The sequence below is a fragment of the Mycobacterium genavense ATCC 51234 genome (genome assembly GCF_000526915.1).
GTDB classification, from domain to species: Bacteria; Actinomycetota; Actinomycetes; order Mycobacteriales; family Mycobacteriaceae; genus Mycobacterium; species Mycobacterium genavense.
Window position 1 is genome coordinate 110,080 of sequence record NZ_JAGZ01000008.1, and the last position, 19,168, is coordinate 129,247.

Genomic DNA, 19,168 nt, shown 5'->3' on the forward strand with positions numbered 1-19,168 from the left:
TTGGGGCACAACGAAATCCTCTCTACAGCGCGGCCAGGGCGGCCCGAATGTGCGGCACGATGCGCGACGCCGACGTCGGCGCATCGCCGGGTCCCGGGTCGGCGGCCGACAGCGCCGCGGCGCGCGCGTGCACGTACGCGCCGGCGGCGGCCGCCTCGGCCGGCGGTAGTCCGGCCGCCAGCAGCGCGCCGATCATCCCGGACAGCACGTCGCCGGATCCGGCGGTGGCCGCCCAGGACTGTCCGGCCGGGTTGAGGTAGACCGGGCCGCCCGGGTCGGCGATGACGGTGACGTTCCCCTTGAGCAGCACAGTCGCGCCGAACGTGTCGGCCAGCTTGCGGGCCGAGATCCGGTCGTCGCCGGGCGCCGCCCCGGCCAACCGCGCGAACTCCCCCGCGTGCGGGGTCAGCACCGTCGGTGCGTGGCGGCTGGCCACCAGCTCGGGGTGGGCCGCCAAGATCGTCAGCCCGTCGGCGTCCACCAGCACCGGCAGGTCGGTGTCCAGGGCGAACCACAATGCCGCGGCGCCGGCGTCGTCGGTGCCCAGACCCGGCCCGACGACCCACGCCTGCACCCGCCCGGCCGCCGCGGCGGTGGGCGTCGCGACGACCTCGGGCCACGCCGCGAGGACCTGGCTGTGCCCGCTGCCCGCGTAGCGCACCATGCCCGAGGTGGCCGCGACCGCGGCGCCGGTGCACAACACGGCCGCACCCGGATACGTCGACGAGCCGGCCAGGATGCCCGTGACTCCCTGCGTGTACTTGTCGTCATGCGGACCCGGCACCGGCCAGCGGGCGGCGACGTCCGCGGCCTCGAACCCCAGCAGATCGGTCTCCGGCAGATCGAGCCCGATGTCGACCAGCGTGACCTCGCCACAGTCGGCGAGCGCGTGCACGGGCTTGAGGCCGCCGAACGTGACGGTCAGCGCGGCGTGCACGGCCGGGCCGGTGATCGCCCCGGTCGCCGGGTCGATGCCGCTGGGGATGTCGACGGCGACCACCGGGATGCCGGCCTCCTCGACGGCCTCGAACACCGCGGCCGCCGCCGGCCGCAGCGGACCCGATCCGGAGATGCCGACCACGCCGTCGATCACGAGATCCGTTGTCGGCGAGACACTCTCCACGATCCGGCCGCCGGCCTTGCGGAAGGCTTCCAGTCCCTTGCGGTGCGTGCGGTCGCCGCCGAGCAACACCGCATCGGCGGCCGCGCCGCGCCGCAGCAGAAAGGTCGACGCCCACAGCGCGTCACCGCCGTTGTCGCCCGAGCCGACCACGGCGCACACCCGCCGGCCGGCCACTCCGCCGGCCCGGGCGGTCAGTTCGCCGATGATCGCCGTGGCAAGCCCGAACGCCGCGCGCTTCATCAGGGCGCCGTCAGGCAGGCTGGCCAGCAGCGGCGCTTCGGCGTCGCGGATCGCATCTACGGAGTAGTAATGCCGCATCACAGCAAGCATTCCATGTCGAGGGGTACAGTCGCGCACGGCTCGATGCAAACGCGGACAGGGGGGATCGTGGCGCGCACGGATGACGACACCTGGGACCTCGGAAATGGCGTGGGAGCCACCGCAACCGGCGTCGCGGTGGGCCGCGCACTGGCCAGCCGCGCGCCCCAGCCACTGATCAACGATCCGTTCGCCGAGCCGCTGGTGCGCGCCGTCGGCGTGGAGTTCTTCAGCCGCATCGCCAGCGGCGAGCTGGATCCGGCCGCGGTGGACGACAACGGCGACTTCGGGATGCTGAGGATGGCCGACATGATGGGCATCCGCACCCGCTTCTTCGACGACTTTTTCGTGACCGCGGCCGCCGCGGGGGTGCGCCAGGCGGTGATCTTGGCGTCGGGTCTGGACGCCCGCGCCTACCGGCTACCCTGGCCGGACGGCACGACGGTGTACGAAATCGACCAGGCACGGGTCATCGAGTTCAAGAGCGCAACGCTGGCCGACCTGGGCGCCCACCCGACCGCCGACCGGCGCGCGGTACCCGTCGACCTACGCCACGACTGGCCGGCGGCGCTACGCACCGCGGGATTGGACCCCGCCAAGCCCACCGCATGGAGCGCCGAGGGGCTGATGCCGTTCCTGCCGCCGGAGTCCCAGGATCGGCTGCTGGACAACATCACTGAGCTCAGCGCGCCGGGAAGTCAATTGGCCACCGAGAACCTGCGGGGAGCCGGCGATGCCGTGCAGACGATGGCCGACCGCATTCGTGCGGTCACCGAGCAGTGGCGCGAACGCGGCTTCGACATCGAGATGACCGACCTGTGGTATGCCGGCGAGCGCAACGACGTGGTCGAGTACCTGCGCTCGCACGGCTGGCAAACGTCCGCCACCGCGGTGCCGGAATTGGCCGCCAATTACGGCCTGTCGCTGCCGCCGAGGCCCGGTAACGAGGAGACGATGTCGGCGCTGCAATACGTCACCGCCACGCGCAACTAAATGGGTTCCTCGCGGGAGCGGAAGCGCCGGAACGCGGCCCGAACCCGCGCCGGACTCCAAGGCTTGTCTTGTTTCGCCCGGGCCATCGGATAGAAGCAGAGCCCGATCAGGATCGACGTGAAGTGACCTATCGCGGTGAAGTTCAGCCCGTGTTTGGCCATCGTGATCAGCGGAAAGCCGAAGATGACCAGCAGCACGCCGAGGTAGAGCCAGCGCCATGGCCGCGCGATCCGATAAGCGAGCACGGCCATGATGCCGACCAGGAAATAGCTGACCCCGATATCGCCTGAGCGCACCAGCCGTTCCGACGCGTCGTGCTCCTCGATCGCGAAGTACAGGATGCCCTCACTGATGTAGGTCGACAGGATGTGGCTGGTCAATCCCACGGTGAGCCAATTCAAGTGGCCGAGCCAATGTTCGGCCGGAGCGAGAAACAAGGTGAACAGCAGCAGGTAGGGCTCCAGGCTTTTACCGTCGATCCACAGCAGGCTGGAAAACAACACGGACAGCGGATCGGTGCCCAACTCGTGGATGTTGGTGGAGCGATGCAGCAACACCGAATGCAGTTGCCGCCCGGACAGTTGGGTTTGGATGAGCGTCGTGATCATCAACACGAACAGCCAGCCGTAGGTTAGCGGCGCGCCGCTGACGAAATGCCAGATTCCGAGAGCCAAGCTCTTCAGTCGCGCCCCCACCGGTCCATCCGCCACGGCGTCCACCTTCGCATGCCCGGCGGCTTCGGCAAACCGCTATGCCGCCTTTTCGGCCTCGGGTCTTAGATGCCGCCACCAGCAATAGACGTAGAGCAGCATGGAAATCACCAATGTGACGATGACCCAAAGCGTGACCGTGACGTCGACCCACGATCCGATCGGGGGCGCGTCGGGCAGCGCGTTTCGCAGTGGTATCACCGCGAAGAGCATGGCCGCATACCACGTCGTCATCGGCGGCTGGAATTTTCGGCGATCGCGCGCGGTCTGAATGGCCACGAAGGCGCCCACTCCGGCAAGCGCGAGCATCACCACGATAACGACGGCGGCGAACACCGCGATGCTTGGCGAACGACGCATTTAGACTCGGTACGGCGACTGCGGATTTCCCTCGCCCGCAACGGAAAGCTTCCAACCGGAGACACGGTCGACGAACTTCACCGGGAGTTGCTCGGGTCGCTCGGTGCCGTAGATGAGGTCGATGGTGACCGGCCCCGAGCGGTACCGGTCGAACGGCCACACCGACGGATCACCGCTAATCGTCAGCGGGACAGGGTATTCGCCCGGCCGCATTTTCTTCGTCCAGGCGCGCTTGCTAGGCGTGACCGCGGAGTGCACGACGGCGGCGAAGTCGATGTTGAGGCCGCGGGTCACCGGATCCAGCAGCCCGGGCCCCGGCGTGACGGTGACGTTGCTCTGCACCGCGCCCTTCATCGACTGAAGTTCGAGGAAGTCGATCGTCACGGTAGTCCCGTCGGCCGCCGGCTTGCCCGAGGTGAGTTGCAGCGGGCAGCCGCATCCGGACCTGGCGTACAACGCGATCGTGGTGATGTAGGCACCGACGAAAAATATGACCAGACCCATGATCGAAAACTGCATGAACCGGGTGCCGCTGGCGAAGCCATTCGATGCCAAGATTGTCTCCCCCGCTGACTGCGCTGCCTCAGATGCGTCCCGGCCAGAGATACTAAACCTTCGAAGCCTCGGCTACCCGCGGTCCCTCGAGAAGGACACGAGCTCAGCGGGTTCGGGCCGCAGATGCTTCCACCAGCACGAGATGTAGAGCCCCATCGAAATCACCAGGATGACGGTCACCCAGAGCACGATCGTCACATCGATGAAGACGCCGATCCGAGGCGAATCGGGCAGCGCATTGCGCAGCGGCACCACTGCGAACAGCATCGCCGCATACCACGTTGTCGTGGTCGGCTGGAACTTTCGCTTGTCCCGCACCGTCTGCACCGCGACAAACAGCGCGAAGATGGCCAGGGCGATCAGCACGCCGAGGATCACCACCCCGAACGCCACGGTGCTCGACGATCGGAACAAGTCCACCAGGTATGGACCGTACAGATCGGACTCGGCGATGCGATTGAATTCGATGTCCCAGCCGAGAATCCGGTCGACCAGGGTCACCGACGCCGGCACTTTGGTGGACGCACCCGAGATGAGCGCGGCGATGATGGGCCCCGAATGGTATTCGTCGAACGGCCATGACGCGACCTCGCCCTCGAGGACCAGCGAGATGCGAAACACGTCGGACAGCGTGCCTTTCGGCCAGGTGCGCTTGCTGGCCGTCACCGCTGAGGTGACCGCGACGGTGAGATCGTCCTTGAGATTGTGGGTCAGCGGGTCCAGCAGCTCGGGGCCGGGATACACCGTGATGTTGGCAACCAGCAGACTGTTGGCCGACTGAACTTCCTGTACGTCGATGGTCACCCTGGTAAGGTCGGGCGCCGACGGACCGCGCACCACCACATTGGGGTGGCCCACTCCGCCGTCGATATACAGCACAACGGAAATGGCGTAGGCGGCGACGAACAGTACGACACCGATGATGCCGAACAGCGTGCGCCGGCTATTCAACCGTGACCGACTTGGCCAGGTTTCTCGGTTTGTCGACGTCATAGCCGCGGGCCTGTGCCACCGACGCCGCGAACACCTGCAGCGGGATGGTCGACAGCAGCGGTTGCAATAGCGTTGACACCGAAGGGATTTCGATCAGATGATCGGCGTAGGGGCGCACGGTATCGTCCCCTTCCTCGGCGATGACGATGGTCACCGCACCGCGGGTCTGGATTTCGCGGATGTTGGACATCAACTTCGCGTGCAGCGTAGCCGATCCCTTGGGTGACGGCATCACGACGATGACCGGCAGATTGTCCTCGATCAGCGCGATCGGGCCGTGCTTGAGCTCGCCGGCGGCGAAGCCCTCGGCGTGTATGTAGGCCAGCTCCTTGAGTTTCAGCGCGCCTTCCAGCGCCACCGGGTAGCCGACATGGCGACCGAGGAACAGCACGGTCGAGGACTGGGCGAACCGATAGGCCAGTGCGGCAACGGGTTCGATCGTCGCGAGCACCCGCGACACGATCTCCGGCATCGCTTCCAGCTCGCAGTATTCACGCTCGACTTCGTCGGGGTACTTGGTGCCGCGGGCCTGCGCCAGCGCCAGGCCGACCAGGTAGTTGGCGGTGATCTGGGCCAGGAAGGTCTTCGTCGACGCCACACCGATTTCCGGCCCGGCGCGGGTGTAGAGCACCGCGTCGCACTCGCGGGGGATCTGCGAGCCATTGGTGTTGCAGATCGCGAGCACCTTGGCCTTCTGCGCCTTGGCGTGCCGAACCGCTTCCAGGGTGTCCGCGGTTTCACCGGACTGCGAGATCGCCACCACCAACGTGCTGCGGTCCAAAACCGGGTCCCGGTACCGAAATTCGCTGGCCAGCTCGACCTCCACCGGCAGTCGCGTCCAGTGCTCGATCGCATACTTCGCCAGCAGCCCGGAGTGATACGCCGTGCCGCAGGCGACCACGAATACCTTGTCGACCTCGCGCAGTTCCTGGTCGGAGAGCCGCTGCTCGTCGAGCACGATGCGGCCGTTCACGAAATGGCCGAGCAGCGTGTCGGCCACCGCGGCGGGTTGTTCGGCGATCTCCTTGAGCATGAAGTACTCGTAGCCGCCCTTTTCGGCGGCGGCCAGATCCCAATCGATATGAAATTCGCGATATGCCCCGGGCCCCAAGTCGGCGTTGCCGTCGAAATCGGTGATCCGGTAGCCGTCGGCGGTGAGCACCACGCATTGGTCCTGGCCGAGTTCGACGGCGTTGCGGGTGTGCGGGATGAAGGCGGCCACGTCGGAGCCGACGAACATCTCGCCGTCGCCGACGCCGACCACCAGCGGCGTCGACCGGCGGGCGGCCACGATGGTGCCGGGCTCGTCGGCGTTGGCGAACACCAGGGTGAAGTGGCCCTCTAGCCGGCGCAGCACCGCGAGCACCGAGGCGGCAAAGTCGCCGGCGGTCTCCCCCTCGCGATAAGCCCGGGCGACCAGGTGCACCGCGACCTCGGTGTCGGTGTCGCTGGCGAACTCGACGCCGGCCGCTTCCAGCTCCTGACGCAGGATCGCGAAGTTCTCGATGATGCCGTTGTGGACGACGGCGATCTTGCCGGCGGCGTCGCGGTGGGGGTGGGCGTTGCGGTCGGTCGGGCGACCGTGGGTGGCCCAGCGGGTGTGGCCCAGGCCGGTGGTGGCCCCCAGGTCCCCCATGTCGGCGACGGCCTTGTCCAGGTTCTCCAGCCGCCCGGCCCGTCGGCGCACGGTGAGCTTGCCCGCCCCGTCGACCAGCGCGATACCCGAGGAGTCATAGCCGCGGTACTCCATGCGGCGAAGTGCGTCCATGACGACGTGGCAGGCAGGGGCCCGCCCCACGTAGCCGACAATTCCGCACATTGTGACCAGGGTAGTGCAGATGCCGGCCCGACCCGGCTGCGGCGAGCCTCGGTGCGGTGCTCGAACCCGCGTTCAGGGCGGTTTGTGCCGCTATGTCGCCCTGAGTACACCCTCGAAGCCCTGGTGCAACAGTCACCGGTGCACGGTGTCACATGGACTCGTCGGACCCCTGCCCGCTAACGTCAACGGGTGGCCCGCATCCGCAAGCTCGTCACCGCCCTCAGCCGTCGTGGCCCGCACCGGGTTTTGCGTGGTGACCTGGCGTTTGCCGGGTTGCCAGGCGTCGTCTATACCCCCGAGTCGGGCCTGAACCTGCCCGGCATCGCCTTCGGCCACGATTGGCTCACCAGCACCGCGCGCTATTCGGGTCTGCTCGAGCATCTCGCGTCCTGGGGCATCGTGGCCGGCGCGCCCGACACCGAGCGCGGGCTGGCGCCGTCGGTACTCGATCTGGCTTCCGATCTCGGCACCGCGCTCGACATCGTCGCCGGTGTGCGGCTGGGACCGGGCAATATCAGCGTGCACCCCGCCAAGCTCGGGGTGGTGGGCCACGGCTTCGGGGCCTCGGCCGCCGTCTTCGCAGCGGCCGGGATGCCGACGTCGTTGGCAGCGGCGGTCGCGGTGTTCCCGACCGTCACGACTCCGCGCGCCGAGCAGCCGGCGGCGTCGCTGAAGGTCCCGGGCTTGATCCTGACCGCACCGGGAGATCCAAAGGCGTTGAACGCCAACGCGCTGGCATTGTCCAGGGCGTGGAAGTCGGCCACGCTGCGAATGGTCAGCAAAGCCGAACCCCGTGGACTGGGCGAAGGCCGACGCCTGGCGTCGGTGTTCGGGCTGCCCGGCTCCGACCGGCGCACTCAGCGATCGGTCCGTGCCCTGCTGACCGGATACCTGCTCGCCACGCTGGGCGGCGACAAAACCTATCGCGACTTCGCCGATCCAGATGTGGTGCTGCCCAAGACAACTGCGATCGATCGCGAGGCAGAACCGGTCGCCCTCGAAGAGAAGATCGTCGCACTGCTGAAGTGACGAGACGGCATCTGCGCTGCTCCGGGATGGCCGGCGGCCCGCGATGCCCGGCGTGATTAAGTGTCGTTCATGCGTATCGGAATCGCTCTGGACTACTCGGGCGGCTTTCACCAAGCCGTGGACCGCATCGTCGAACTCGAGCAGAGCGGCCTCGACGTCGCCGTGGTAGCCGAGGCGTATTCCTACGACGCCATCAGCCAGCTGGGGTATCTGGCGGCCAAGACCAACACCGTCGAGTTGGCCACGGGCGTGGTTCCCATCTATATCCGCACGCCGTCGCTGTTGGCGATGACCGCCGCCGGACTGGATTTCGTGTCGGACGGCCGATTCCGCCTCGGCATCGGGACGTCGGGCCCGCAGGTGATGGAGGGGTTCCACGACGTCGCGTTCGATGCCCCGCTCGGCCGCACCCACGAGGTGGTGGAGATCTGCCGGAAGGTGTGGCGCCGGGAGCGGGTCCAATACGACGGCAAGTACTACCAGTTGCCGTCGCCCGCGGACCGTGGGACGGGTTTGGGCAAACCGCTTCAGCTCATCAATCACCCAGTGCGCGAACGTATTCCGATAACGATCGCGGCGCTGGGCCCGAAGAATGTCGAGCTCACCGCCGAGATTGCCGAGGGCTGGCAGCCGGTCTTCTACCTGCCGGAGCGGGCGCACACCGTCTGGGGCGAGGCGCTGGCCGCGGGCAATGCCAAGTGGGATCCCGTCTTGGGGACGTTGGACGTCATGGTGCACGCGTCGGTGGCGATCGGCGACCACGTCGAGGAGCGGCTAGCCTGGGTCAAGCCGCAGCTGGCGCTCTACCTCGGGGGTATCGGCGCAAAAGGCCGCAACTTCTATCACAACCTGGCGACGCGTTACGGCTACGGCGAGGTCGCGGACAAGATCCAGGAGCTGTACCTTTTCGGCCGCAAGAGTGAGGCGATCGACCTGGTGCCCGACGAGCTGGTGCGGGGGATGTCGCATCGGCCCGCGTGGTTTCGTCAAGGAGCGCATCGCCGCGTTCGCCGAGTCCGGTGTGACGACGTTGTTGGCCAGTCCGGCCGCGGCGGACGCGAAAGAGGCCGTGCGTTTCGTCGAAGAGGTGCTCGAACTGCGCGGCGCCTGAGGCGTCACTGCCCAGCCTGCGGCGTCACTGCCCAGCCTGCGGAACCTGGTCTGCGGCGATCTCACACGGTGTCGACCCGTCGGTCGGCGGTGCCGGAGCGGCCGCGGGCGCGGGTGCCGCCGCCAGGACGGGCGCGGTCGCGGGCGGTGGTCCGTCAACCGGTAGCGGTGGCGACTCGGCAGGAGTCGCCGCGGCCACCGGTTGGGCGACTTCGATTCCGTTGGCTCACCGGTCTTTTCGGCGTCAGCCTCGTCCCGCTCGTCGTCAACGTCGGCCTGCTCGTCGTCAGCGTCGTCCCGTTCGTCGTCGGGATCGAACGGATCGTCATCGTCGTCGAAGGGGTCTTCCACCGGATCGCCAGACCCCGGAGAGTGGCCCGGCTCGTCGGTCGCCGAAGCCAGCAGACCGCCCAACGCGTCGACAATTCGGCCGGCCAATCCGCCGAGTCCGCCCAGGCCGGCCGACCCTCCGCCCAGATCGCCGAGTCCGCCGCCACCCGCCGGTAGGGCCGAGCCATCGCCGAGCCCGGCACCCACGTCCGAGAGCGGTGGCACAAGGTCAGACAAGGGTGCCGGCGGAATCGGGGTCGTCGGCGCGGGTGGCGGCTCCGCAACACCGGGCAGCACAGCGGCGGGCGCTGTCGCCGCCGGCGAAACAGGCGCCGGAGGTGACACCGGGGCAGGCGCCGGCGAGGGCGGTGGGAAACCCGGCCCGAGGTCATCGGGCATGTCGAAATACGCCGCGGGCGCGGCACGCATCCGGTCGTTCATCATGTCGTAGGCGGACCCGAACGCGGCCAGCGAGGAACGCATGACGTTGAGCCAGTCGTTGCGAATATCGTTGTCCACGTGGGACATAACCTGCCCACGGACGACCTGCTCGGCGCTCGACCGCTGTCCCGCCCCGGCCGTCACCGCCGCGGCGGCGGCCAACCACGCCGGTCGCTGCGCCTGGCTGCGATCGTCGATGGCGACGGCGGAGCCGACCTTGAAGTCGAGCAGATGCCACAAGTTGTCCCGTAGCGATTCGCACCGCTGCGCGGCCGCGCGCACTTCGTTGGCCACCACGGTGGCGGTGTCGCAATGGCGTTGCAGGAACGCCATGGCGGCCTCGCTTCCCGCCCCGGTCCATGCCGCCGCGAGCTGCGCAACCTGGTCGTGCTGAATCCGCAAACCCTCCAGGGCCGCGACGCCGGCTGCCCGCAGCTGGGTGCAGTCGCGGTCGAGAACATGAAGATCGAGGCCGTCTTCGCTGTCGAACCAGTCCCGGATCGCCGACGGGTGTGACGTCAAGTCCAGGTGCGCGTATCCCGTTGCCTGACAAGCCCGTACGTAGACCTCGGTGTGCTCGACAGCTGCACCGCCCTCGGCGAGGCGCCCGGCGACGTCCAACCAGTCGGCCACGTCAGGCGATCCGCGCGGCGGCGTACAGCTCGGCGTCGGCGTCGCGCTGCGCGCCGGACCGCAGCGCGACGGCGATCGCGACCGAGGCCCGTGACCACTGCGACAACTGCGCCGTCAACCGTTCCAGCTCGGCCCGCAGCGCATCCCCGCGCGCAGTGTAGGCCCGCCCGGCCGTCACGCCGCTGAATGCCAAGGCCGCCAAGTGATCACAGACGGCGCTGTCGACCAGTTCGGCGGCGGCCCGCAACTGATCGGCAACCCGATGCACCGCGGCGACGTCGATACCGGTGCGGTCGAAAGTGGCGTGTCCTATCCCCATGCCTAATCCGACGCCGGGGGCCCGGCCCGGGTTCCGGCGAATTAGCGCTGGGCGCTGACCGCCTCGGCGACCCGAGCGGCCACCCGCTGCGCAATATCTTCTTCGGGTGCCTCCACCATGACCCGAATCATCGGCTCGGTTCCCGAGGGGCGCAACAGGATTCGGCCGGTATCGCCGAGTTCGGCCGCGGCCTCGTCGACCGCGCTGCGCACCGCAGGAGCGGCGGCCGCGGTGGTCTTGTCGGCGACCGTGACGTTGATCAGCACCTGCGGGAACGGTTGCATGGGTGCGGCGAGGTCGGCCAGCGACGAGCCGGTCTGCACCATGCGCGTCATCAACCGCAGGCCGGTGACGATGCCGTCGCCGGTGGAGCCCAGCGCGGGCATCACGATGTGGCCGGATTGCTCGCCGCCCAGGCTGTATTCGCCGGAGCGCAGCTCCTCCAACACGTAGCGGTCGCCGACGCCGGTGGTGCGCACGGTGACGCCCGCCGAGTGCATGGCGTGGTGCAACCCGAGGTTGCTCATCACGGTGGTGACCAGGGTGTTGGACGCCAGCTCGCCGGCTTCCTGCATGGCCAGCGCGAGCACGACCATGATGGCATCGCCGTCGACGATCTTGCCGCTGGCGTCCAGCGCCAGGCACCGGTCGGCGTCCCCGTCGTGCGCGAGGCCCAGGTCGGCGCCGTGTGCGAGCACCGCGGCGCGCAGCGAATCCAGGTGGGTGGATCCGCAGCGGTCGTTGATGTTGAGGCCGTTGGGCTCGGCGTTGATCGCGATGACCCGGGCACCGGCGGCGCGGTAGGCGCGCGGTGCGGCCGACGACGCCGCGCCGTGCGCGCAGTCGACAACCACGCTCAGGCCGTCGAGCGGTTGGGTGGTGGCCTTGCCGACGTGGCGCAGGTAGCGATCGGCGGCGTCCTCGGCGTCGATGACGCGGCCGAGTCCGGCGCCGATTGGACGCAGGCCCGGGCCCGCGGCGACCAGCTGTTCGATCTGGTCCTCGGTGTCGTCGTCCAGCTTGTGGCCGCCGGGGCCGAAGATCTTGATGCCGTTGTCGGGCATCGGGTTGTGGGATGCGGAGATCATCACGCCGAAGTCGGCGTCATAGGCGCCGGTCAGGTAGGCCACCGCCGGGGTGGGCAGGATCCCCACCCGCAGCGCGTCGACACCCTGGCTGGTCAGCCCGGCGATCACCGCGGCTTCGAGCATTTCGCCACTGGCCCGCGGATCGCGGCCGATCACGGCGACGTGCCGGCCCGGTTTTCCGGGACCCGCCAGGCGCCGCGCGGCCGCGCTGCCCAGCGATAGTGCCAGCTCAGCAGTCAATTCGCGATTGGCGACTCCGCGAACACCGTCGGTGCCGAATAGTCGACCCATCGGACAAACCTCTCACAGTGACGTCATGCGCACAAAGCGCACTTACTTTTGTGACCGCAACCGCGCACGTTGGTGCGACGACACCCCGAATGCGGCGCACAAATGACGCACAACGAGACGCGGTCGCGGCCAGAAAGTGATCGCTGGATCAGCGCTTGCTGTACTGAGGTGCCTTGCGGGCCTTCTTGAGGCCGTACTTCTTGCGTTCGGTGGCGCGCGGGTCACGGGTGAGGAAGCCGGCCTTCTTCAGCGGGGGCCGGTCGTCGGGCTGGGCCAGGATCAGCGCCCGGGCGATGCCCAGCCGCAGCGCACCGGCCTGACCCGACGGGCCGCCGCCGTGCAGAAGCGCGTAGACGTCGAAGGTCTCCAGCCGATCGACGGTGACCAGCGGGGCCTTAATCAGCTGCTGGTGCACCTTGTTCGGGAAGTACGCCTCCAGGCTGCGGCCATTCAGGTCGAACTTGCCGGTGCCGGGGACCAGGCGCACCCGGACCACGGCCTCCTTGCGGCGGCCGACGGTCTGGATGGGCCGCTCGAGCACGATCGGCTCGCTGGGCTTGGCCGCGGGAGCCTCGGCGGCGGGCTCGGCCGAGGTCTCCTCGGTGGTCGCCTCTGTTACCACCTCGGTCGTGTCCTCGTTGGTTTCCAGGTTGGGTTCGGTCACTGGGCCACCTGCTTGATCTCGAACGGAACCGGCTGCTGCGCGGTATGCGGGTGCTGCGGGCCGGCGTAGACGTGGAGTTTGCGCTGGATCTGCTTGCTGAGCTTGTTGTGCGGAAGCATGCCGACGATCGCGTTCTCGACGACGCGGGTGGGGTGCTTTTCCATCAGCTCACCGATGGTGCGCTTGCGCAGCCCGCCGGGATACCCCGAGTGGCTGTAGGCCAGCTTGCTCTGCAGTTTGCCGCCGCTGATGGCGACCTTGTCGGCGTTGACGACGATAACGTAGTCACCACCGTCGACATTGGGGGCGAACGTCGGCTTGTGCTTACCGCGCAGCAGGGTGGCTGCCGCGACGGCAAGACGGCCAAGCACTACGTCCGTGGCGTCGATGACGTACCACGACCGCGTGGTGTCACCCGCCTTTGGCGCGTAGGTGGGCACAGCGCTTATCACTTTCTATTTGCGAGCCGTTCAGCTCGGGGTCGGATCCCGGTTCGAGCCGGGTGCCGGTCAGGCGTGTGCGGTTGGGGTTGATCTCGGCGACCGACATTGACCCGAGGCCCGGCGTTCCGCACGCCAACGGAACAGCTTACCGACCCACATCCCCGCAGGTCAAAATGACTGTGTGGTCCCGACGGCTCTCCTTTCCGCCAGGACCACACAGTGGCTGATGATCGCGGCTACCTTGCCCCGGCGCCGGCGGCCCGGCGGTCGGCGCTTGCCACCTCGTCCGCGCCGTCGCGCACCGCGTTTCCCAGATCCACCAGGATCTCGTTCAGCGCGGTGGCCGCCTGGTGCCATCTGAGCTGCTCAGCCTGGTAGGCGGAGGCCGCCTCGCGGGTCCAGAGCTGCTGCAGCGGGGCGATTTGCGAGCGCAGTTCGTCGAGAGCGGCGTTGAGACGAGCCGCGGTGGTGTGGATCTCCTGGCGTACCAAGTGTTCGATTGCGCCGAAGTCATAGGACAGCACTGGGTCCACCGGAACCTCCTTTCACAGGTCCGCACCGGCGGCGCCGATGTGGTGGGCATGGCTCTGGTCGGCCACCTGCAGCGTGGCCTCGTTGTGCCGAATCGTGTCGGCGATCGTGTGCAACACCTGGTAGAGCCGCAACGACTCGGCATTCCAGCGGTCCACCACATCCTTGAAACGGGCGGCGGCCAGCCCGCCCCACACCGATGCCGGCACGCTGGTCATCCGGCCGATGAACGCCTGCAGCATCGCCCGAATCTCTTCGTTGCGGGTGTCCGTCGTTCCCGCCACCGAGCGCATCAGATCAAAGTCGGTGCTCAACGTGTTCGCACCCGTCGGTGTACTCACCGTTCTCCTTTCCACTCCGATATCAACTACGACCACGCGTCCGATATCAACTACGACCACGCGCGGCCGGCTTCGGTTCCATCCGATTTGCCGTCGCTGAAGACTCATCCGATCGCATGGGCCGATCGCACCGCCTCCTCGCAGGCGCCGCGGACGGCATCCTCACCGCCCGGCCGGCTCTGGCATCCGACAGCGATCCGAACCGATCCGTCGACCAGCACCGCCCACCGCACCTGATGAGTGTCGCGGACTTCGCGATACGTCACCGCGGCCCGGCCGGCGATAAACCCGGCCGGGTTGAAGTCGACGAACACCCCGGCCGGCTCGCTGTCGATGGCGTGCTTCAACCGGTCCGCGGTGACACTGAGCGTCTCGCCGGGAATGCGCGACTGTGTGATGTGCAATGCCGCTTCGGGGTCGGATGGCGACGTGACCTGCACCCGCGCCGAGCCCGGCCCGACGATCACCCGTTGCGTCGGCCAGTTCGCCGGCACCGTCAACGCAACCCGGCCTTCGACCAGAAATGTCGTCTGCGCCGCCGCCACGGGCGCAATTGGGCGCTGACCGCCCGTCGCTATCGCCGACACCGTCGCGGCCAGTACCGCGGCGGCGGCCACCAGCCCACCGAACACCCGCGCCCGTGATCGCCGACCGGCGTTCTGCGGCTGCGGCATCCTGACCCCAGGCTTGACGGTCGCCGCTCGCGCCAGTCGCGACAGCCGGGCGTCGTCGATCCGCATTGTGCGCTGACCGCGTTGGCGCAGACTCCCGGCGATCAACGTGGCCAACGCCGGCGCCCCGGCAATGCTGTCGGGCATGTCGATCAGCACGGTAGTGGTTGCACCGCAGACCATCTCGCCGACATGGCGCGCGACCTCCTCGGCCACCGCCGGCGGCTCTGCGCTGCGCGCGACCGCGACGACACCGTCGCTCACGATCGCCACCAGCCGCTCGGCGATCTCGACCACCACGGATTCCGGCCTGGCATTCGACGCTTGCCGAAGCAACCACGACCGTGGCCGCACCTCGACGTCGTCGGACAGGCTCCCCGCAGCAGCGGTGACGACGTCGAGCCGTGACGACGGCCACCACGACGGATGCACTATCCGAAACGCCCTGTGCCCCTGCGGGTTTACACAGTCCAGGGAACGCAGCGCGCTAGGCCGCAAGGAATCGACCGCGACCGGTGACCCGTCGACCAACGCCACGTGGTCATCGATGGCCTCCAGCGCCGCGTGCAGGATTTCGGAGACCTCGCGGTCGACCGGAGCGCCGCCACAACACAGCCGGCGCATCGCCCCGGGTCCGGTCGCAACGACGGTGCGATGCCCGCTCACGGTGCCGGACACCAACCCACCTGGATCACCAGTTCGTCGCCGGCATCGGTGACCAAAACACCGCGCCCGGCGGGCAGCCGTGCCGGGCGGCCCGGGCCCAACAGCGAACCGTCATCCGGCCGCGCACTCATCATCAACCCCAGGCAGCCGATCTCCCGCAGGCCGGCCAGTAGCGGCTCGAACAGGCCGCGCGCCGCTCCCCCGCTGCGCCGGGCCATGATCACGTGCAGTCCCAGATCTCTTGCGTACGGCAGGTATTCGAGCATGGGCAGTAGCGGGTTTCCCGCTGGCGTGGCGACCAGATCGTAATCGTCGACGACGATATAGATGTCCGGGCCCGACCACCACGACCTGGCGCGCAGCTGCTGCTGGGTCAACTCCGGCGGGGGCAGCCTGTCCCGTAACCGATCGAGCAGGTCCGGCAGTAGCGCCCGCAGCGCGGCCGGCGACATCGCGTAGCCGCCGAGATGCTGCAACTCCACGACTCCGAGCAGCGTGCGCCGAAAGTCGACGATCAGCAGCTGTGCCTGCGCGGCCGTCTTCGTCCGGACGACTTCGCGACACAGCGTGCGCAGCGTAGCGGTCTTTCCACATTCGTTGTCCCCCAGGATCAGCAAGTGCGAGTTCCGCTCGAAATCGACTGCGACCGGCCGTAGCCGGCGCTCCTCGAGACCGATAAGGATCTGCATGTCGGCCCCGTCGTCGGCCTGTTCGACGACGGCATCGTGACTCACCCGGGTGGGCAGCAGCGGTATGGGCGGGGCGGCCGATTCACCGGTGCGGCAACACAATTCGTCTGCGTCGATCGGCCGGGCAACGACCATGTGCAGACCGTCCCGGGACAGGCCGCGGCCCGGCCGGTCCCGGGGCACCTGGTGCGCCCGTTTCCGGTCGAGCTCGGAATCCGCGGGATCACCTAGACGCAATTCGATGTGGGAGCCGATCTGATCCTTCAGCGAAGGTCTGATATCCGCCCAGCGCGATGCCCAGAGCACCACGTGGACGCCAAACGAAAGCCCCTGTGCGGCGATGGCAGTGACCGTCTCCTCGGCGTCCGGGTGCGCTGTGCGCAACGCCGACCAGCCGTCGACGACCAGAAAGACGTCGGCGGACCGTTCGCCACAACCGACCTCGCGGGAGCGCAGCGTGGACGCGATCTCGGCGATCATGCGCACGACGAGCGTCGGCTCGGCGCGGCTCGCGACCGCTCCGACATGTGGCAACCTGCGCAGCGAGGCGAGCGTTCCACCGCCGAAGTCCAGACAGTAGAACTGCACCCGGTCGGCGTCATGAGTGGCCGCCAACGCGGTGATCAGCGTCCGCAGCGCCGTCGACTTGCCCGACTGAGGAGCGCCGACGACCGCGACATTGCCTGCCACCCCGGACAAGTCGACCAGCATCGGTGTCCGGCGCTGCTCGAGGGGCCGATCGATGATGCCGATCGGCACTCTCAGTTGTCCCGCTCCCGCGTCGCGCAGCAGGCTGTCCAGCGGCGGCGCCGACCCCAGCGGGGGCAGCCAAACGCGGTGGGCCGGCGGCCCGTGGCCCGACAGGCGCTGCAGCACGGTCTGCAGGATGGTGGGCGCGTACGAATCTGTTGAATCGGCGGCGCGGGCGATGGGTCCCACGGCGTGCGCGGTGAACAGCTGGACCGTCGCGGGCGTCGGCAAGCGCGCGCGCGTCACGCCACGGGGCACGCCGCCCGGCGCCGACACGAACGCGGTTTGGAAGCGGATCAGCTCTGCACTGCCGCAGCGCAGAAATCCCGCTCCGGGTGTGCTCGGCAGCTCGTAGGCGTCGGGTGCCCCCAAGACGATGCGCGATTCACCGGCGGACAGTGTCTTCAGGCAGATGCGGTACGACAGATGGGCTTCCAGTCCGCGCAGCCGCCCCTCCTCGAGCCGTTGGCTGGCAAGTAACAGGTGCATGCTCAAGGACCGGCCCAGTCGACCGATCGCGACGAACATGTCGGCGAAATCCGGATGCCGGCTTAGCAGTTCGGAGAACTCGTCGACGATGATGAACAGCGCGGGCAGGGCGGTCATTGTCGCTGCGGCCCGCCGCACCTGCTCGTAGGCCGCCACGCTGGCACACCCCGCCGTGCGCAGCAGTTGTTGGCGACGGTTCATCTCGCCGACCAGGGCGTCTCGCATCCGCGCGACCAGCGGCGCTTCATCGGCCAGGTTGGTGATGACCGCCGCGACGTGCGGAGCATCGGCCAAGTCGAGAAACGTTGCCCCGCCTTTGAAATCGATGAGCAGCAGGTGCAGCACTTCCGGACCGTTGCGCACCATCATGCCGAGCGCCACGGTGCGCAACAGCTCGGATTTTCCCGATCCGGTTGCGCCCACGCAGAGCCCATGCGGCCCCATACCGTGCTCGGCGGGTTCCTTGATGTCGAGCTCGAGCGGCAGTCCGTCGACGGTGTTTCCGATCGGCGCGCGGAGGCGGTCCCGATGATCTCGGCTGCGCCACAGCGTGATCGGATCAAAATGCGCGGCATCGTCCAGCTCGACCAGGCCCGGCCAACCCGAATCGCCCACCCCGTTGGACGCCGAGTACGCCGCGAGCCGGCGCGCACATATCGTGGCGTCCAGCGAATCCATCCGATCGGGCCGCGCCAACGCAGCAACCGAACCGGCGTGCGCGATCGTCACCGGCGAACCGATCCGGCCGGGACCGATCTCGATGACGGTCACGCCCGCTAGGTCGCCCGCGCTGTCGAATTCGCCGTGCCCGGCCAGGTCGACGATCACCACCACGTGCGACCGCCGCCCGGTATCGGCCAGCGCGCTGCGCGCCTCGGCCACGCTTTGATACACCATGCGGGCGGCGCCCACCGAATCCCAGGCGGCCGGATGTTGATTGTGCGCAACCACTTCAGCCAATCCCAGTGGACCCGGTTCGGGCCGTCGATCACCGCTGCGATGAGCAATGGATCCGGGGGGTGCAGCACAGCCAGCTGGCAGATCAGCGCACGCAGCAGCGCGCGCACCCGCGCCGGATCACCGTCGACGGTGAGCGCCGCGGTCGCGGTCAAGTCGACGGCGACCGGTACGTCCGCGAGGGCCTCGTGGGTGCGCACGAAGCGCCGCGCGGCCGCGGTGGTGACCGGATCGCTGCGCTGCCCGGCCGCGATTTCGGGCGCTATCAGCCTGCCGGACAGCGGCTGAGTCCCGATGCCGACGCGAACCAGGCAGAAGTCGGGGTCGGACGATCGCCGCTCCCACATCCGGGGGCCACCGATCCATACCCACAGCACTGCGGGATCGGGATGGTGCCATGTGAGTGAAGCACGCTGTGCGGCAGCTGTTTCGGCTACCGATCGGCGCAGCCGGGTCAGATAATCCAGATAGTCGGCCCGGTCCGCGCCGATCTGGCCGCCGTGTCGACGGCCTCGTTGGGCGATCGAGGTCAGCACCACCGAAACCAGCATCATCATCGGCAACGCCAGCCACGCCGGGTTGCGGGTCCCGGCCGGGCTCGACAGCAAGGCCAGGGCCATCGCCCCCAGAGTTGCGATCGACATGCCGACGGGCAGCAGGCGCAGCAGCGGACTTGTCGGCTGCGGCAGCTCGGGCGGTGCCGCGACGACGATGTCCGCGGCCGCGACCTGCGGCGGCAACTGTCGCGCCGCGGGCACGAACACCTCGGTCATATCGGCCCCTCCCGCGTGCGACGACGGTAAGCAACGCCGGGATCGGCCGCAACTCGCCTGTGGATAACCGAATGCCACTGCG

At 68.3% G+C, this 19,168-nt stretch carries 13 protein-coding genes and 4 pseudogenes; 3 read left to right on the forward strand and 14 right to left on the reverse strand.

Features of this window, described 5'->3' with window-relative positions:
• Positions 1-22 precede the first annotated feature (22 nt).
• On the reverse strand, positions 23-1,441 hold the full coding sequence (locus T428_RS0117695) for a bifunctional ADP-dependent NAD(P)H-hydrate dehydratase/NAD(P)H-hydrate epimerase (protein ID WP_025737516.1): 1,419 nt from the start codon (positions 1,439-1,441) through the stop codon (positions 23-25).
• 69 nt (positions 1,442-1,510) lie between these two features.
• Here T428_RS0117695 and T428_RS0117700 point away from each other — a divergent pair, with 69 nt between their 5' ends.
• Complete coding sequence (locus tag T428_RS0117700; RefSeq protein WP_025737517.1) at positions 1,511-2,434, forward strand: class I SAM-dependent methyltransferase; 924 nt, start codon at positions 1,511-1,513, stop codon at positions 2,432-2,434.
• Here the strand turns inward: T428_RS0117700 and T428_RS0117705 are convergent.
• From T428_RS0117705 to glmS, 4 genes and pseudogenes are all read right to left on the reverse strand, one after another.
• Entirely contained in the window at positions 2,431-3,108 is a 678-nt protein-coding gene (locus T428_RS0117705; RefSeq protein WP_211243975.1) for a rhomboid-like protein, read from the reverse strand. The two genes, T428_RS0117700 and T428_RS0117705, sit on opposite strands and share 4 nt — an antisense overlap.
• A 75-nt stretch (positions 3,109-3,183) precedes the next feature.
• Positions 3,184-4,023: pseudogene (locus T428_RS29180) on the reverse strand (DUF4436 domain-containing protein).
• A 108-nt stretch (positions 4,024-4,131) separates the two neighbouring features.
• On the reverse strand, positions 4,132-5,010 hold the full coding sequence (locus T428_RS0117715; protein WP_025737519.1) for a DUF4436 domain-containing protein: 879 nt from the start codon (positions 5,008-5,010) through the stop codon (positions 4,132-4,134).
• Positions 5,003-6,871 carry a glutamine--fructose-6-phosphate transaminase (isomerizing) gene (glmS, locus tag T428_RS0117720; RefSeq protein WP_025737520.1) on the reverse strand — a complete coding sequence of 623 codons (1,869 nt, stop codon included), beginning with the start codon at positions 6,869-6,871 and terminating at the stop codon, positions 5,003-5,005. Before glmS ends, T428_RS0117715 begins: the two co-directional genes overlap by 8 nt.
• Positions 6,872-7,060: 189 nt before the next feature.
• Here glmS and T428_RS0117725 point away from each other — a divergent pair, with 189 nt between their 5' ends.
• Together T428_RS0117725 and T428_RS29185 are read left to right on the forward strand one after the other, a co-directional pair.
• On the forward strand, positions 7,061-7,900 hold the full coding sequence (locus T428_RS0117725; RefSeq protein WP_025737521.1) for a dienelactone hydrolase family protein: 840 nt from the start codon (positions 7,061-7,063) through the stop codon (positions 7,898-7,900).
• Between the two features lie 69 nt (positions 7,901-7,969).
• Positions 7,970-9,011: pseudogene (locus tag T428_RS29185) on the forward strand (LLM class F420-dependent oxidoreductase).
• A gap of 24 nt (positions 9,012-9,035) precedes the next feature.
• Here the strand turns inward: T428_RS29185 and T428_RS35525 are convergent.
• The 9 genes and pseudogenes from T428_RS35525 to eccCa all read right to left on the reverse strand — a co-directional run bounded on the left by T428_RS35525 (position 9,036) and on the right by eccCa (position 19,086).
• Positions 9,036-10,414, reverse strand: a pseudogene (locus T428_RS35525) (hypothetical protein).
• A gap of 1 nt (position 10,415) precedes the next feature.
• Complete coding sequence (locus tag T428_RS0117750; protein ID WP_036468335.1) at positions 10,416-10,733, reverse strand: hypothetical protein; 318 nt, start codon at positions 10,731-10,733, stop codon at positions 10,416-10,418.
• Positions 10,734-10,774: 41 nt separating this feature from the next.
• Complete coding sequence (gene glmM, locus T428_RS0117755) at positions 10,775-12,112, reverse strand: phosphoglucosamine mutase (protein ID WP_025737525.1); 1,338 nt, start codon at positions 12,110-12,112, stop codon at positions 10,775-10,777.
• 148 nt (positions 12,113-12,260) lie between these two features.
• Complete coding sequence (rpsI, locus tag T428_RS0117760; protein ID WP_156942989.1) at positions 12,261-12,656, reverse strand: 30S ribosomal protein S9; 396 nt, start codon at positions 12,654-12,656, stop codon at positions 12,261-12,263.
• A 116-nt stretch (positions 12,657-12,772) separates the two neighbouring features.
• On the reverse strand, positions 12,773-13,216 hold the full coding sequence (gene rplM / locus T428_RS0117765; protein WP_025737527.1) for a 50S ribosomal protein L13: 444 nt from the start codon (positions 13,214-13,216) through the stop codon (positions 12,773-12,775).
• 239 nt (positions 13,217-13,455) lie between these two features.
• Positions 13,456-13,752 (reverse strand): WXG100 family type VII secretion target, encoded by a 297-nt coding sequence (locus T428_RS0117770; RefSeq protein ID WP_025737528.1) that lies wholly within the window; start codon positions 13,750-13,752, stop codon positions 13,456-13,458.
• 12 nt (positions 13,753-13,764) lie between these two features.
• Positions 13,765-14,091: a WXG100 family type VII secretion target gene (locus tag T428_RS0117775; protein WP_036468338.1), complete on the reverse strand. Its 327-nt coding sequence runs from the start codon at positions 14,089-14,091 to the stop codon at positions 13,765-13,767.
• Between the two features lie 104 nt (positions 14,092-14,195).
• The gene (locus T428_RS0117780; protein WP_025737530.1) at positions 14,196-15,428 is read right to left on the reverse strand and encodes a type VII secretion-associated protein; all 1,233 of its coding nucleotides are present in this window, start codon (positions 15,426-15,428) and stop codon (positions 14,196-14,198) included.
• Positions 15,425-19,086, reverse strand: a pseudogene (eccCa, locus tag T428_RS29190) (type VII secretion protein EccCa). The gene T428_RS0117780 and the pseudogene eccCa overlap by 4 nt, the downstream one beginning before the upstream one ends.
• Between the last annotated feature and the right edge of the window lie 82 nt (positions 19,087-19,168).